Genomic DNA, 14,522 nt, shown 5'->3' with positions numbered 1-14,522 from the left:
CTGTGTGTCGTGGGGGGGTCTGCGGGCGGCGCCCGTCCGGGGCCGGGCAGGCGCCGCGGCGGGGTTCCTTCCCCCGGTCAGTTGCCCCGGAGGGTGCGGTAGGCGGCCACCAGGGCCGCGGTGGAGGGGTCGAGGCCGGGTACGTCGGCGTCCCCGGTCAGGGCGGGTTCGACGCGCTTGGCCAGGACCTTGCCGAGCTCGACGCCCCACTGGTCGAAGGAGTCGATGTTCCACAGGGCGCCCTGGACGAAGACCTTGTGCTCGTAGAGCGCGATGAGCTGGCCGAGGACCGAGGGGGTCAGTTCGGTCGCCAGGACGGTGGTCGTCGGGTGGTCGCCGCGGAAGGTGCGGTGCGGGACCTGCTCCTCGGGCACGCCCTCGGCGCGGACCTCGTCGGCGGTCTTGCCGAAGGCGAGCGCCTGGCCCTGCGCGAACAGGTTGGCCATCAGCAGGTCGTGCTGGGCGGCGAGTTCCGGGCCGAGTTCGGCGGCCGGGCGGGCGAAGCCGATGAGGTCCGCCGGGATCAGCTTCGTGCCCTGGTGGATCAGCTGGTAGTAGGCGTGCTGCCCGTTGGTGCCGGGCGTGCCCCACACGACGGGGCCGGTCTCCCACTCCACGGCCCGCCCGTCGCGGTCCACGGACTTGCCGTTGGACTCCATGTCGAGTTGCTGCAGGTAGGCCGTGAACTTGGACAGGTAGTGGGAGTACGGCAGGACGGCGTGCGACTGGGCGCCGAGGAAGTTGCCGTACCAGACGCCGAGCAGACCGAGGATCAGCGGGGCGTTGGACTCGGCGGGCGCGGTGCGGAAGTGCTCGTCGACGGTGCGGAAGCCGTCGAGCATCTCGCGGAACCGCAGCGGGCCGATGGCGATCATCAGGGAGAGGCCGATCGCCGAGTCGTAGGAGTAGCGGCCGCCCACCCAGTCCCAGAACTCGAACATGTTGTCCGGGTCGATGCCGAACTCGCGGACCTTGCCGGTGTTGGTCGACAGGGCGACGAAGTGCCGGGCGACGGCCTTCTCGTCCGCGCCGAGCCCGGCCAGCAGCCAGCCGCGCGCCGAGGTGGCGTTGCTGATCGTCTCGATGGTGGTGAAGGTCTTGGACGCGACGACGAACAGCGTCTCGGCCGGGTCGAGGCCCTGCAGGGCCTCGTGGAGGTCCGAACCGTCGACGTTGGAGACGAAACGGAACGTCAGCGAACGGTCGGTGTGGGGCCGCAGTGCCTCGTACGCCATGGCGGGTCCGAGGTCGGAGCCGCCGATGCCGATGTTGACGACGTTCCTGATCCGCTTACCGGTGTGGCCGGTCCACTCGCCGGAGCGCACCCGGTCCGCGAAGGCGGACATCCTGTCGAGCACCGCGTGGACCGGCGGTACGACGTTCTCGCCGTCCACCTCGATCACGGCGTCCCGGGGCGCGCGCAGGGCGGTGTGGAGGACGGCCCTGCGCTCGGTGACGTTGATCTTCTCGCCGCGGAACATGGCGTCGCGCAGTTCGAACACGCCGGTGGCGTCGGCCAGTTCGCGCAGCAGGGCGAGGGTCTCGTCCGTGACGAGGTTCTTGGAGTAGTCGATGCGCAGGTCGCCGACCTCCACGGTGTACCGCCCCGCGCGTGCGGGGTCCGCCGCGAACAGCTCGCGCAGGTGCGGTCCCGGCCGGGTGGCGTCGCGGTGCTCCGCCAGTGCTGCCCACTGCGGGCGGTGGCTCGGTCCGGGGGTGTCAGGCATCGTGCTGCTCCTGGTTCTCGTGCTGGTGCGCGCGCTGCGGCGGCACCGGGGCGGCCTTCGCGGGGCGTGCCTTCGGGGGCTTCGCGGCGGAGGCCTTCGGCGGGGCGGCGGCCTTGGTGCGGGGCGCCTTGACCTGGGCCCGGAGCGCGGCGGCGTAGGCCTCGTCGGGGTCGAGGCGGCGGAGTTCCTCCGCGATGAGCTCCGCGGTGGACCGGACCTTCAGGGCGAGGACGCGGGTCGGCTGGCCGGGGATGGACAGCCGGGCCACGGCGCCCTCGGGGCGGTCGATGAGGATGTCGCCGTCCGGGGTGCGCAGCCGGACCGCGGTGACGACGGGGCCGTCGGTGACGACCTGTTCGACGGGCACCCGCAGCCGGTCGGCGAACCAGCGGGCCAGTAGTTCGGCGCTGGGGTTGTCGGACTCGCTCTCCACGACCGCCGAGGTGACCCGGGCCGGGGCCTGGTCGAGCGCGGCGGCGAGCATGGAGCGCCAGGGCGTCAGCCGGGTCCAGGCGAGGTCGGTGTCACCGGGTGCGTACGAGCCGGCCCGGGCCGCCAGCCGCTCCAGCGGGCGGTCGACGGCGTACGCGTCGGTGATGCGGCGCTGGGCGAGCGCGCCCAGCGGGTCCGCGGCCGGTGTGTCGGGGGCGTCGGCGGGCCACCACACGACGACGGGGGCGTCGGGCAGCAGCAGCGGCAGCACCACGGAGTCGGCGTGCTCGGCGACTTCGCCGAACAGCCGCAGCAGCACCGCCTCGCCGGATCCGGCGTCCGAGCCGACGCGGACCTCGGCGTCGACGCGGGAGGGGGTGTGCCGGCGGGTGGTGCGCGACGGCCGCCTGATGACGACGAGGGTGCGCGAGGGGTGCTCCTGCGCCGCCTGCTCCGCCGCCTTGAGGGCGTCGTGGGCGTTCTCCTCGTCGGTCACGATGACCATCGTCAGCACCATGCCGACGGCGGGTGAGCCGATGGCGCGGCGGCCCCGCACCAGGGCCTTGTTGATGTGGCTTGCCGTGGTGTCGGTCAGATCGATCCTCATGGCCTGCGCCAGCTCCGTCCGTCTCGTGCGAGCATCTCGTCGGCTTCCGCGGGGCCCCAGCTGCCCGCGGTGTACTGCGCCGGCCGTCCGTGGGTGTCCCAGTACCGCTCGATCGGGTCGAGGATCTTCCAGGACTCCTCGACCTCCTGGTGGCGGGGGAAGAGGTTGGCGTCGCCGAGCAGGACGTCGAGGATGAGCCGCTCGTACGCCTCGGGGCTGGACTCGGTGAAGGACTCGCCGTAGGCGAAGTCCATGGTCACGTCGCGTATCTCCATCGAGGTCCCGGGCACCTTCGAGCCGAAGCGCACCGTGATGCCCTCGTCCGGCTGGACGCGGATGACGATGGCGTTCTGGCCGAGTTCCTGGGTGGCCTCCGGGTCGAACGGGGAGTGCGGGGCGCGCTGGAAGACGACCGCGATCTCGGTGACGCGGCGGCCGAGGCGCTTGCCGGCCCGCAGGTAGAAGGGGACGCCCGCCCAGCGGCGGTTGTCGATCTCCAGCTTGACGGCGGCGTAGGTGTCGGTGGTGGAGCCGGGGTCGATGCCCTCCTCCTCCAGGTAGCCGTTCACCTCCTGGCCGCCCTGCCAGCCGTGCGCGTACTGGCCGCGCACGGTGTGCGCGCCCAGGTCGCCGGGGAGCCGTACCGCGCGCAGCACGTTCAGCTTCTCGGTGAGGAGGGACTCGGCGTCGAAGGAGGCGGGCTCCTCCATCGCGGTCAGCGCGAGGAGTTGGAGGAGGTGGTTCTGGATGACGTCGCGTGCGGCGCCGATGCCGTCGTAGTAGCCCGCGCGGCCGCCGATGCCGATGTCCTCGGCCATCGTGATCTGCACGTGGTCGACGTAGGAGCGGTTCCACAGCGGCTCGAACATGGTGTTCGCGAAGCGCAGCGCCAGGACGTTCTGGACGGTCTCCTTGCCGAGGTAGTGGTCGATCCGGAAGACCTGCTCCGGGGCGAACACCTCGTGGACGAGCGCGTTCAGTTCGCGGGCGCTGGCCAGGTCGTGGCCGAAGGGCTTCTCGATGACGGCACGCCGCCAGGAGCCCTCGGGGGCGTCGGCGAGCCCGTGCTTCTTCAGCTGCCGCACGACCTTGGGGAAGAACTTCGGCGGCACCGAGAGGTAGAACGCGTAGTTGCCGCTGGTCCCGCGGGCGGCGTCCAGCTCGTCGACGGTGACGGCCAGTTGCTTGAACGCGACGTCGTCGTCGAAGTCGCCGGGGATGAAGCGCATGCCCTCGGCGAGCTGCTGCCACACCTCCTCGCGGAACGGCGTACGGGCGTACTCGCGCACCGAGTCGTGCACGACCTGCGCGAAGTCCTGGTCCGCCCAGTCGCGGCGGGCGAAGCCGACGAGCGAGAAGCCCGGCGGCAGCAGCCCGCGGTTGGCGAGGTCGTACACGGCCGGCATCAGCTTCTTGCGGGACAGGTCGCCCGTCACGCCGAAGATCACCAGGCCGGACGGCCCCGCGATGCGCGGCAGCCGCCGGTCGGACGGGTCGCGCAGGGGGTTGGACCACGGGGTGCCGGGTCCGGTCGTGTCCTTGCTCATCGCGCGTCGGCTCCCTTGCCGTTCAGTGCGGTTGCGACGGCCTGCAGCAGTTCGGCCCAGGCCGCCTCGAACTTCGCCACGCCCTCGTCCTCCAGCTGCCGGACCACCTCGTCGTAGGGGATCCCCAGCCGTTCCAGGGCCGTCAGGTCGGCGCGGGCGCGGTCGTACCGGCCCGTGACGGTGTCGCCGTCGACGCGGCCGTGGTCGGCGACGGCGTCGAGCGTCTCCTCGGGCACGGTGGTGACCGTTCCGGGCGCGACGAGTTCCTCGACGTAGCGGGTGTCCCGGTACGCCGGGTCCTTCACTCCGGTGGAGGCCCACAGGGGCCGCTGCTCGTGGGCGCCGGCCGCGGCGAGCGCGGCCCAGCGGTCGCCGGTGAAGAACTCCCGCTGCGCCCGGTACGCCAGCCGGGCGTTGGCGATCGCCGCCCGGCCCTTGAGGGCGGCGGCCTCTTCCGTGGCCAGTTCCGTGAGTCTCCGGTCGACCTCCGTGTCGACGCGGGAGACGAAGAACGAGGCGACGGAGTGCACGGTGGACAGGTCGATCCCGGCCGCACGGGCCTTCTCCAGGCCGGCCAGGTAGGCCTCCATGACCTCGCGGTAGCGGTCCAGGGAGAAGATCAGCGTGACGTTCACGCTGACGCCGAGGGCGGTGACCTCCGTGATGGCAGGCAGGCCCTCCACAGTTGCGGGGATCTTGACCATGACGTTGGGGCGGTCGACCAGCCGGGCGAGCTGCCCGGCCTCGGCGACGGTCTCCTCCGCGCGGTGGGCGAGGCGCGGGTCGACCTCGATCGACACCCGGCCGTCCCGGCCGCCGGTCGCCTCGTACACGGGCCGCAGGACGTCGGCCGCGGCGCGGACGTCGGCGGCGGTCATCGTGCGGACGGCCTCGTCCGGGGTGACGCCGCGCGCGGCCAGGCCCGCGAGCTGCTCCCGGTAGTCCTCCCCCGAGCCGATGGCGGCCCGGAAGATGGACGGGTTCGTGGTGACTCCCACCACGCGCCCCGACGCGACCAGTTCGGCCAGGTCGCCGGAGGCGATGCGTCTGCGCGACAGGTCGTCGAGCCAGACCGAGACCCCCTCGGCGGCCAGACGCTGCAACGGTTCCGCGGTTGCGGTTGCTTCTTGGTTCACATTGATCATCTTCTTTCTGCGCTCGCGTCAACCGCGTGGGACCCCAAAGGATTCCCGACTGCGGGGGGCGGCGTTTCCGCAGGTGACGGAGGTATCCCACCCCGCGGGCATGACCGCGCGGGCCCCGGGGATGTGACGAGGCGACGAAGATCACACCTTGCGCGGGTGACGCGCCGGCCCGCCGGGCCCGGGGCGCGGCCGGCCCGGACGACGTCACGTCACGCGGGCCGGGCCTGCCCGGCGCCGACGAGGCCCCCGGGCACGTGCTCCTCCCGCCCGGACACCGGCACGCGCGGTCCTTCGGCCGCCCACAACCGCAGTCGCGCGTCGTGCAGCCAGTACGCCGCGATGGAGGGCGGAACATCCATGATGTCCGCTATTTTCTGGTATGCGAAGCTCTCAACCGCCGCGAGGTACACGGCGAACCGCTGCTCCTTGGGCAGCGTGAGGAGCGCGGCCCGGACGTCCGGCTCCGGGAGCAGCACGAACTCGTCCAGGGACGACGCCCGCACCCCTTCCAGGGCGGCGGCCCCGGTGGCCTCCGGCGGCAGCACGCACACCTCGGGGTGGGGGCCGACGAAGGCAGCGGCCAGCAGGTCGAAGAGCCAGGCCCGGTGGTCGACGCCGTCGAGGAGCCGCGGGAACGCGGCGTAGGCCCGCGTGAAGACCTCCAGGACGAGGGCCTCCGCCTCGGCCGGGTCGCCGGTGACGCCCGACGCGGCCCGGTACACCGGGTCCAGGAGGGAGAGCACGTCGCGCTCGAAGCCGGCCTCACGCCCGAGGGCACCCCCCTCGCCGCCGACGGTCCGCCGTACGGGTACGTCGGCGTCCGGCCCGGGCTGCACGGTGCGGACGGCCCTGCGGTGGCGGCCGCCCCCGGAGGCGGCACCGCTCCCCTGCTGGTTCGGCTCGCCGTCGGCGCGCCGGCCCCGGTGCCGCCCGGCGCCCGGGCCGGTCCCGGCGTACCGGATTCCCGCGGTGGACTGGGCGTTCGTCAGCGACTGAGGCATGTGCGTCTCTTTCCGGGATGGCGTGCGGGGCCGGTCGGCGGGCGCGGGCAGGGATGTCGTGCCGGGCGACCGGTGAGGCCTAATTGCTTCGCGTAGCAAATATATATCCTTCGCGCGGCAAGTAAAGTGAGCGGCATGTCGGATGCCCCCCACCGCCCGGAACCCGCACCGGAGCCTGCAGACCCACTCGATCCGGACGAAGAAGAAGTGGTCCGGTCCCTCAGCCGCATCATCTACGCACTGCCCCGCGCGCTGGACGCCGACTTGGCACGCGAACGGCGGTTGCCCCTCGTCGAGTACCAGGCACTGATGCACCTCTCGGAGGCTCCGGACCGGCAACTGCGGATGAGCGAGCTCGCCACCGCCTGCGAGATGTCGCTCAGCGGGATGACCGGGGTGGTGCGCCGGCTGGAGGACCAGGGGTTCGTCCGGCGCGTCAAGTGCCCCCGGGACGGCCGGGGCTGGAACGCCGTCCTCACCGCCTCCGGGCTGACCCGGCTCGAGGAGGCCTGGCCGGCCCACCTCGCCTCCATGCGCCGCCACTTCCTGGACCACCTCACGGGCCTGGACCTGCGGGCGCTCAGCGCGGCGCTGCGCGGGGTCGCCCTCTGACCCTCGGCCTTTCCCGAGGTCAGGGCCCGGGTGGAGAGGCCGGAGCCGCCGCTTCCGAGCCGGGACCTGATCTCGCGCCGCCGCGTCCCGGACGTGCATACTCAGGCCCTGCGGGCGCGCCGGCACCCGCGACGATCGGGAGGTACGCGATGGTGTCGTCGTCAGGGACGGAATCCCGGAGGGTCACGATCCATGACGTCGCCCGGTCCGCCGGGGTCTCCCGGCAGACCGTGTCGCGGGCGCTCAACGACAAGGACGAGATCGACGGCGCGACCAAGCAGCGGGTCCTCGACGCCGCCCGTGAGCTCGGCTACCGTCCGAGCCGCTTCGCCCGCGGCCTGGTCCGGCAGGACACCACGACCATCGGCCTGGTCATCCCCGACCTGCTGAACCCGTTCTTCACCGAGGTCGCCGCGGCCGCGCTGGAGGCGGCCCGGGCGCGCGGCTGGCACGTCGTCGTCTACGACACCGCGGACCGGGCCGAGGAGGAGTTCGGCACCCTGCAGGTGATCGCCTCGCAGGTGGACGCGGTCGTCGGCTACTTCAGCTGCTCCGAACTCGACCTCGAACGGTTCACCCGGGGGCTGCCCGTCGTGCTCATCGGCCGCGAGCACCACACGGCACGGTTCAGCTCGATCCGCATCGACGGCGAGCAGGGTGTGCGGGCCGCGGTCGCGCACCTGACCGCCGCCGGCCACCGGCACATCGGCATGCTCGACCACGACGGGCGCGCCGAGCCGAGCATCCGGCGCGAGTGGTTCGCGGCGGCCGCGGCGGCCCAGGGCATCGCCGCGGACCGGGTGGTCGGGGCGGCGCAGTCGGCGGACGGCGGCGGGACGGCGCTCAGGAAGCTGCTCGGCGCGCACCCCGAGGTCACCGCGGTCTTCACCTTCAACGACATCATCGCGATCGGTGCCCTGCGCGAGGCACGGCGGCTCGGCAGGAGCGTCCCCGAGGAACTCGCCGTGGTCGGCTTCGACGGCCTGCAGCTCGGTACGCTCGTCGAACCCCCGCTCTCCAGCGTCGCGCTCGACACGCGCCGCCTCGGCGCGCTCGCCATCGACCAGGTCGCACGCCTGCTGACCGGGACGGAACCGCTCGCCGCCGACGACCTCGTCGTGCGCGCCGAACTGCGACTGAGTGGTTCCGCTTAACCTCCCGGACCCGTGTGCGCCAGAAAGTCTTGACACTTGAAGGCACCGGAGCGCACACTTCCGAACAATTCTCAATGGCCCCGTGAGCGTTCACGTGAGCGTTCACGTGAACGCTCACGGGACCGGTACGAACAGTTTTGCCCCAGCTTGCGATGGCCTTCGGCGCACGCCCCGGGAGCCGTCGTCCCGTCCCTTCTCACGAGCACGTCCCGCCTGAGGTGTCAACGTCGACCCGCCTAGCGACTCGCTAGTCGTCCTCCGGAACGGAAACCATGAGCAGCACAGTCACGCGCATCCGCCTCGCCGCCGTCGCCGCGGCAGCCAGCATCGCCGTACTCGCCGGATGCTCATCGCCGGCCCCTTCGGGTAAGAGCGCATCGGCCGAGTCCTGCGCTCCCGCGAAGGGCAAAGTCACCCTCCAGTACTGGAACACCGTTCCCGGCATGGACGAAGTCGTCGCGCTGTGGAACAAGAAGAACCCGAACATCCAGGTCGAGACGAAGAACATCTCCAACGACCAGTACGGCACCATCAGCAACGCCCTCAAGGCGGGCAAGGCGCCGGACCTCGCCCAGGTCGGCTACGACGAACTGCCCAACCTGCGCAGCCAGGACGCCTTCGCGGACGCCTCGGCCTGCAAGGCGGCCACCGACGCCAAGTCGGCGTTCGTGCCCTGGACCTGGTCGCAGGCCAGCTTCGGCGGCACCGGGGTGTTCGCCATCCCGCAGGACACCGGCCCGATGGCCCTGTACGTGCGCAGCGACATCTTCAAGAAGCACGGCCTGGAGATCCCCAAGACCTGGGACGAGTACGCGACCGAGGCGCAGAAGCTGCACCAGGCGGACCCGAACCTCAGCATGACGTTCTTCGACCCGAACAACGCCGAGTGGTTCAACGGGCTCCTCTGGCAGAACAGCGCCGAGATGTACTCCTACTCCGGCGACAAGTGGCACGTCACCGTCGAGTCCGAGCAGAGCAAGCAGGTCGCCGAGTACTGGCAGAAGCTGATCGACGCCAAGCTGGTGCGCACCGACCTCGCGCACGGCTCCACCCAGATGTACACGGCGTACCAGAAGGACCAGATCGCCACCTACGTCGGCGCCGCCTGGGGCTACAGCATGTTCCGCGACAACCTGCCCAAGCAGGCCGGCAAGTGGTCGATCGTGCCGATGCCGACCTGGGGCACGAACGCCGCGTCCGGTGACTGGGGCGGCTCCACCGTCGCGTTCATGAAGGGCGGCAAGCACCCCTACGAGGCGGTCAAGTTCAACACCTGGCTGAACACCGACCCGGAGGCCCTGGCGCTGGAGAACAAGCTGGGCGGCCTCTACCCGGCGGCCACCGCCGGTCTGTCGCTGCCCGCGCTGTCCCAGGGCGTGCCGTACTACGACAACCAGAAGATCTTCGACGTCTTCGCCGACTCGTCCAAGAACATCGACACCGGCTTCACCTGGGGTCCGACCCAGAAGACGGTGAACCTGGCGCTCCAGGACGCGATGGCCAAGGCGGCCGCCGGTGGCGGCACGGTCTCCGACGCCCTGACGGCCGCTCAGGACTCCGCGCTGAAGTCCATGAAGGACCAGGCGATCCCGGCCACGGCGGGCAAGTGACCGTCGCATGACCGACCTCGCAACCCGCGCGACGCGTGGGGTGGCGACCACCGAGGGCCGCCGCCGCCGGCACAACGGCGGCGGCCCCCGGGCGGGCACCATCGCCGCGTTCGTGACCCCGTTCTTCCTGCCGTTCATCCTCTTCTACCTGGTGCCGATCGGCTACGCGCTCTGGCAGAGCCTGCTCGTGGTGCGCCGCACCGGCGGCCAGTACGGCACGTCGTACACGACCTTCGGCGGCCTGGAGCAGTACGCGCAGGTCTTCCGGAACACCGAGTTCTGGGGCAGCATCGGGCGCATCGGCCTGTTCGGCGTCGTGCAGGTGCCGGTGATGCTCTTCCTCGCCCTGGCCATGGCGCTGCTGCTCGACACCCCGCTGCTCAAGCTCAAGTCGTTCTTCCGCATCGCGGCGTTCATGCCGTACGCCGTGCCCGGCGTCATCGCCGCGATCATGTGGTCGTACCTCTACTCGCCGCAGATCAGCCCGGTCGTCGACGTGCTCAAGGGCGTCGGTCTGCAGCCCGACTTCCTCGGCCCGGGTGCCGTGCTGTGGTCGACGGCGAACGTGTCGACCTGGCTGTGGACCGGCTACAACATGCTGATCATGTTCTCGGCGCTGCAGTCGATACCGCAGGAGCTCTACGAGGCGGCCAAGCTCGACGGTGCGAGCAACTGGGCCATCGCGTGGCGCATCAAGGTGCCGATCATCGCCCCGTCGGTCGTCCTCACGACGGTGTTCTCCATCATCGGCACCCTGCAGTTGTACGCCGAGCCGGCGGTGCTGCGGCAGATCTCCTCGAACATCTCCAGCACCTACACCCCGAACATGCTCGCGTACACGGTGGCCTCCGGGAACAACTACCAGCAGGCGGCCGCGATCTCCGTGGTCATCGCCGTCATCACCTTCGTCCTGAGCTTCGGGTTCATGCGACTGACCTCAAGGAAGGCGGGACTGTGAGCGACGACCGAACCCCCGTCCGCGAGAGCCGGATCAGCCGCACGGCGGCCATGGGCCTGATGTTCCTGCTGGCGGTCTACTTCCTGCTGCCGGTGTACTTCCTGGTCGTCGCGGCGACCAAGCCGCAGGGCGACCTGGCCTCCACCAACGGCCTGGCGTTCTCGCACTTCGACCTGTTCGGCAACCTCGACACCCTCTTCACCCGCAGCGACGGCATCTTCGGGCGCTGGGCGCTCAACAGCGTGCTGTACGCGGTGGTCGGCGCGGCCGTGGGCACGCTGATCTCGGCGCTGTGCGGCTACGCGCTCGCCAAGTTCCGCTTCCGGGGCCGTGAGTTCCTGTTCTCCGTCATCCTCGGCGGGATCCTCGTGCCCACCACCGCGCTCGCGCTGCCGCTGTTCCTGCTGTTCTCGGCGACGGGGCTGGTCAACACCTACCTCGCGGTGTTCCTGCCCAGCATCGTCAGTCCGTTCGGCGTCTACCTGGCGCGGATCTTCGCCGCGTCCGCCGTCCCCCAGGAGATCCTGGAGTCGGCGCGGCTGGACGGGGCCGGGGAGTTCCGGACGTTCTTCTCGGTGGCGTTCAAGCTGATGACGCCCTCCCTGGTGACCATCTTCCTGTTCCAGTTCGTCGCCATCTGGAACAACTTCTTCCTGCCGATGGTGATGCTGCAGAAGGAGTCGCTCTTCCCGATCACGCTCGGTCTCTACCAGTGGAACGGCCAGACCGCCCGCGCCCCGCTGCTGCAGGAGTCGGTGATCACCGGTTCGCTGGTCTCGATCGTGCCGGTGATCGTCGTGTTCATCCTGCTCCAGCGGTTCTGGCGCACCGGACTCGCCGCCGGCTCGCTGCGCTAGCCGCGCCCACCCCTGTCCACGCGTCCTCCCGTGTCCCCTTCCCCGCCGCCCCACAGCACAGAAGGTCCCGTTCCCATGCGCCGTTCCGCCGTCTTCGTGCCCCACTTCCACTGGGACCGCGAATGGTACGAGCCCTTCCAGGTGTTCCGGCACCGGCTCGTCACCGCCCTCGACACCGTGCTGGAGACCGCCGAGACGAACCCGGACTTCCGCTTCACCGTCGACGGGCAGATGGCCGCGGTCGAGGACTACCTGGAGATGCGGCCGGAGAACCGCGAGCGCGTCACCGCGCTGGTCGCCGAGGGCCGGCTGGCGATCGGCCCCTGGCTGATCCTGCTCGACGAGTTCCTCTGCTCGGGCGAGACCATCGTCCGCAACCTGCAGATGGGGTGGGCGGCCGCGGCGGAGCTGGGCGGCTCCATGACCGTCGGCTACCTGCCGGACATGTTCGGCCACGTCGCCCAGATGCCGCAGATCCTGGCCCGCGCCGGCATCGAGCACGCGGCGCTGTGGCGCGGCGTGCCGGGCTCAGTCGACGGCCACGCCTTCCGCTGGCGTGCCCCCGACGGCTCCGAGGTGCGCACCGAGTTCCTCTTCGACGGCTACGACAACGGCCTGGACGTCCTGCTGGTGCCCGACCAGATCGGCCGCGCGCTCGGCGAGTACGCGCAGATGACGGCCGGGCGGTGGGGCGGCGACCCGGTGCTCGCGATGGCGGGCACCGACCACAACGCGCCGGACCCGCGGCTGGCGGAGTGGCTGCGGCAGGCCTCCGGTGAGGGGGGCGCCATCACCATCGCCACGCTCGGCGAGTACATCCGCGAGCACGCACGGGACGAGGTCACGGCGGTCGTCACCGGCGAGCTGCGCAGCCATGTGCGCGGCAACATCCTGCCGGGCGTGCTCTCCGTGCGGCGCGGGCTCAAGCGCCGGATGGCGGTGGCCGAGCGCATCGTCGACCACGCCGAGCGGATGAACGCGCTGTGGTCCACGCGGGACGACTCTCCGTTCCTCGCGCTCGCCTGGCACAAGATCATCGAGTCGAGCGCCCACGACTCGGTCGTCGGCTCCGGTACGGACGAGACCGCCGACCAGGTCGAGGCGCGGCTCGCCGAGGCCGCGCACGCCGCGCGCGCCGTCCGGGACGCGGCCCTGGCCGGGCCGGCGGCCCGCGTCCCGAGCGACGGCCACCTGGTCGCCAACCCGCTCGCCACCCCGCGCACGGCGCTGGTCGAGGTCGACGTCATGGCCCCGCCCGAGGGCACCGTGCTGGTCGCGACCGCGGCCGACGGCTCGGAGCACCCCGTCCAGCTGGTCGCGCAGGCGCCGACCGTGCTCAGCGACGAGCGCATGGACGCCTCGCAGCTCGAACGCGTGCTGCGCCGCATCCACCGCCGCGAGCTGTTCGGCCGGCAGATCGACCACTACGAACTCACCGCGGGTTCCCTCGTCTTCCACCTGGCCGAGGTGCCCACCAGCGGACCGTTCGACCTGCTGATCCTGCGCCGCGAGGTCGCCGACGCGGCGGCCGCGCACCCGGGAGAGTGGCGGGTCCTGACGCTGGAGGAGGCACGGGCGACCGCGCTGGTGCCGGTCGCCGTCCCCGCCTCCGGGCTCGCGAGCTTCACGGTGGCACCCGCCGACCGGGCGGCCGCGCCGGGCACGGCGTTCGCGCCGGCGACGGCGACCGCCGGGACGCTGTCGAACGGGCTGGTCGAGGTCGTCATCGCCGCCGACGGCACCCTGGAGGTGACCGGCGCGGACGGCACCGTGCTGCGCGGGGTCGGCCGTCTGGTCGACGGCGGTGACCGCGGCGACAGCTACAACTACGGCCCCCCGGCGCGGGATCTGCTGGTCTCGGAGCCGGCGGAGGTCACCGTCGAGCTCGCCGAGAACGGCCCGCTGCGGTCGCGGGTGCGCATCACCCGGGTGTACGCGTGGCCGGCCGCCCTCTCCCCCGACCGCGACGTGCGCGCCGGCCGGACCGTCGCGACGCCCGTGGAGACCCTGGTGGAGGTGCGCGCGGGCGAGCCCTTCGTGCGCGTCACGACGTCCTTCCTGAACCAGGCCGCCGACCACCGGCTGCGCTTCCACGTCCCGCTCCCCCGGCCCGTGGACGTCTCGGCGTCGGCCGGGCAGTTCGCCGTCACCGAGCGCGGGCTCACCGCCGAGGGCGGCTGGGGCGAGTACCCGATCCCGACCTTCCCGGCGAGCACCTTCGTCTCGGCCGGCGCGGCCACCGTGCTGCTCGACCATGCCACCGAGTACGAACTCACCGACGGGGGCGCCGAACTGGCCGTGACCCTGCTGCGCGCGATCGGCTCGATCAGCGTCAACATCCATCCGCTGCGCGACGAGCCGGCGGCGAGCGAGATCCCCACGCCGGGCGCGCAGGACCTGGGGGTCCGCGTGGAGAACCGGTTCGCCGTCCTGCCCTCGGCGGGCGGCTGGCAGGCCGCGGACGCGGTCGCCCTCGCCGAGGAGTTCCGCAACGACGTGCTGGTCGCCCGGGGCACCGCGCCCGCCGGGGGCGACCTGCCGCCCGACGCGTCCGGGGTGCGGGTGGACGGCACGGACGTGTTCGTCTCGAGCGTCCGCCGCGTCACCGGCGACGACACCGCTCCCGGCACCGAGGTGCGGCTGGTGGCGATGGGCGACACGGGCGCCACGGCCCGCGTCACCGGTGACTTCACCCGGGTGACCACGGTCGACCTGCTCGGCCGGCCGCTGACCACCGAACCCGCGGAGGGCGGCCTCGAACTCGCCCTCGGCCCGTGGGAGATCCGGACGGTCGTGCTCGGGTAGCGGTCGCGAAACCGACCGCCACCGCACCCCGGATCCCCCCACCGCTACCAAGAAAGAGTTGTGACCT

At 71.7% G+C, this 14,522-nt stretch carries 11 protein-coding genes; 6 read left to right on the top strand and 5 right to left on the bottom strand.

The features are described 5' to 3' along the window. Positions 1-77: 77 nt before the first annotated feature. The 5 genes from pgi to ABZ479_RS26065 form a co-directional block, all read right to left on the bottom strand. A complete protein-coding gene (pgi, locus tag ABZ479_RS26085) occupies positions 78-1,727 on the bottom strand; it encodes a glucose-6-phosphate isomerase (protein WP_500463806.1) in 1,650 nt (549 codons plus the stop codon). After that, on the bottom strand, positions 1,720-2,766 hold the full coding sequence (opcA, locus tag ABZ479_RS26080) for a glucose-6-phosphate dehydrogenase assembly protein OpcA (protein WP_500463805.1): 1,047 nt from the start codon (positions 2,764-2,766) through the stop codon (positions 1,720-1,722). Before opcA ends, pgi begins: the two co-directional genes overlap by 8 nt. Continuing rightward, positions 2,763-4,313 carry a glucose-6-phosphate dehydrogenase gene (gene zwf / locus ABZ479_RS26075; protein ID WP_500463804.1) on the bottom strand — a complete coding sequence of 517 codons (1,551 nt, stop codon included), beginning with the start codon at positions 4,311-4,313 and terminating at the stop codon, positions 2,763-2,765. Before zwf ends, opcA begins: the two co-directional genes overlap by 4 nt. Next, entirely contained in the window at positions 4,310-5,458 is a 1,149-nt protein-coding gene (gene tal / locus ABZ479_RS26070; protein ID WP_500463803.1) for a transaldolase, read from the bottom strand. The genes zwf and tal overlap by 4 nt, the downstream gene beginning before the upstream one ends. 209 nt (positions 5,459-5,667) lie before the next feature. Next, on the bottom strand, positions 5,668-6,459 hold the full coding sequence (locus tag ABZ479_RS26065; protein ID WP_500463802.1) for a sigma factor-like helix-turn-helix DNA-binding protein: 792 nt from the start codon (positions 6,457-6,459) through the stop codon (positions 5,668-5,670). 135 nt (positions 6,460-6,594) lie between these two features. Between ABZ479_RS26065 and ABZ479_RS26060 the strand changes: the two genes are divergently transcribed. The 6 genes from ABZ479_RS26060 to ABZ479_RS26035 all read left to right on the top strand — a co-directional run bounded on the left by ABZ479_RS26060 (position 6,595) and on the right by ABZ479_RS26035 (position 14,455). Further along, a complete protein-coding gene (locus tag ABZ479_RS26060) occupies positions 6,595-7,071 on the top strand; it encodes a MarR family winged helix-turn-helix transcriptional regulator (RefSeq protein WP_500463801.1) in 477 nt (158 codons plus the stop codon). A 149-nt stretch (positions 7,072-7,220) separates the two neighbouring features. Beyond that, a complete protein-coding gene (locus tag ABZ479_RS26055; protein WP_500463800.1) occupies positions 7,221-8,225 on the top strand; it encodes a LacI family DNA-binding transcriptional regulator in 1,005 nt (334 codons plus the stop codon). A gap of 272 nt (positions 8,226-8,497) precedes the next feature. Further along, positions 8,498-9,835: an ABC transporter substrate-binding protein gene (locus tag ABZ479_RS26050; protein ID WP_500463799.1), complete on the top strand. Its 1,338-nt coding sequence runs from the start codon at positions 8,498-8,500 to the stop codon at positions 9,833-9,835. Between the two features lie 7 nt (positions 9,836-9,842). Beyond that, positions 9,843-10,793 (top strand): carbohydrate ABC transporter permease, encoded by a 951-nt coding sequence (locus tag ABZ479_RS26045; protein ID WP_500463798.1) that lies wholly within the window; start codon positions 9,843-9,845, stop codon positions 10,791-10,793. A gap of 50 nt (positions 10,794-10,843) precedes the next feature. Next, positions 10,844-11,650: a carbohydrate ABC transporter permease gene (locus ABZ479_RS26040; RefSeq protein WP_499601318.1), complete on the top strand. Its 807-nt coding sequence runs from the start codon at positions 10,844-10,846 to the stop codon at positions 11,648-11,650. Between the two features lie 75 nt (positions 11,651-11,725). Further along, the gene (locus tag ABZ479_RS26035; protein ID WP_500463797.1) at positions 11,726-14,455 is read left to right on the top strand and encodes a glycoside hydrolase family 38 N-terminal domain-containing protein; all 2,730 of its coding nucleotides are present in this window, start codon (positions 11,726-11,728) and stop codon (positions 14,453-14,455) included. Positions 14,456-14,522 lie beyond the last annotated feature (67 nt).

The sequence above is a fragment of the Streptomyces sp. NPDC005722 genome (genome assembly GCF_040630935.1).
Lineage (GTDB): Bacteria > Actinomycetota > Actinomycetes > Streptomycetales > Streptomycetaceae > Actinacidiphila.
The sequence above is the reverse complement of the archived record's forward strand: the minus strand, read 5'-3'. Positions and strand labels throughout refer to the sequence as shown.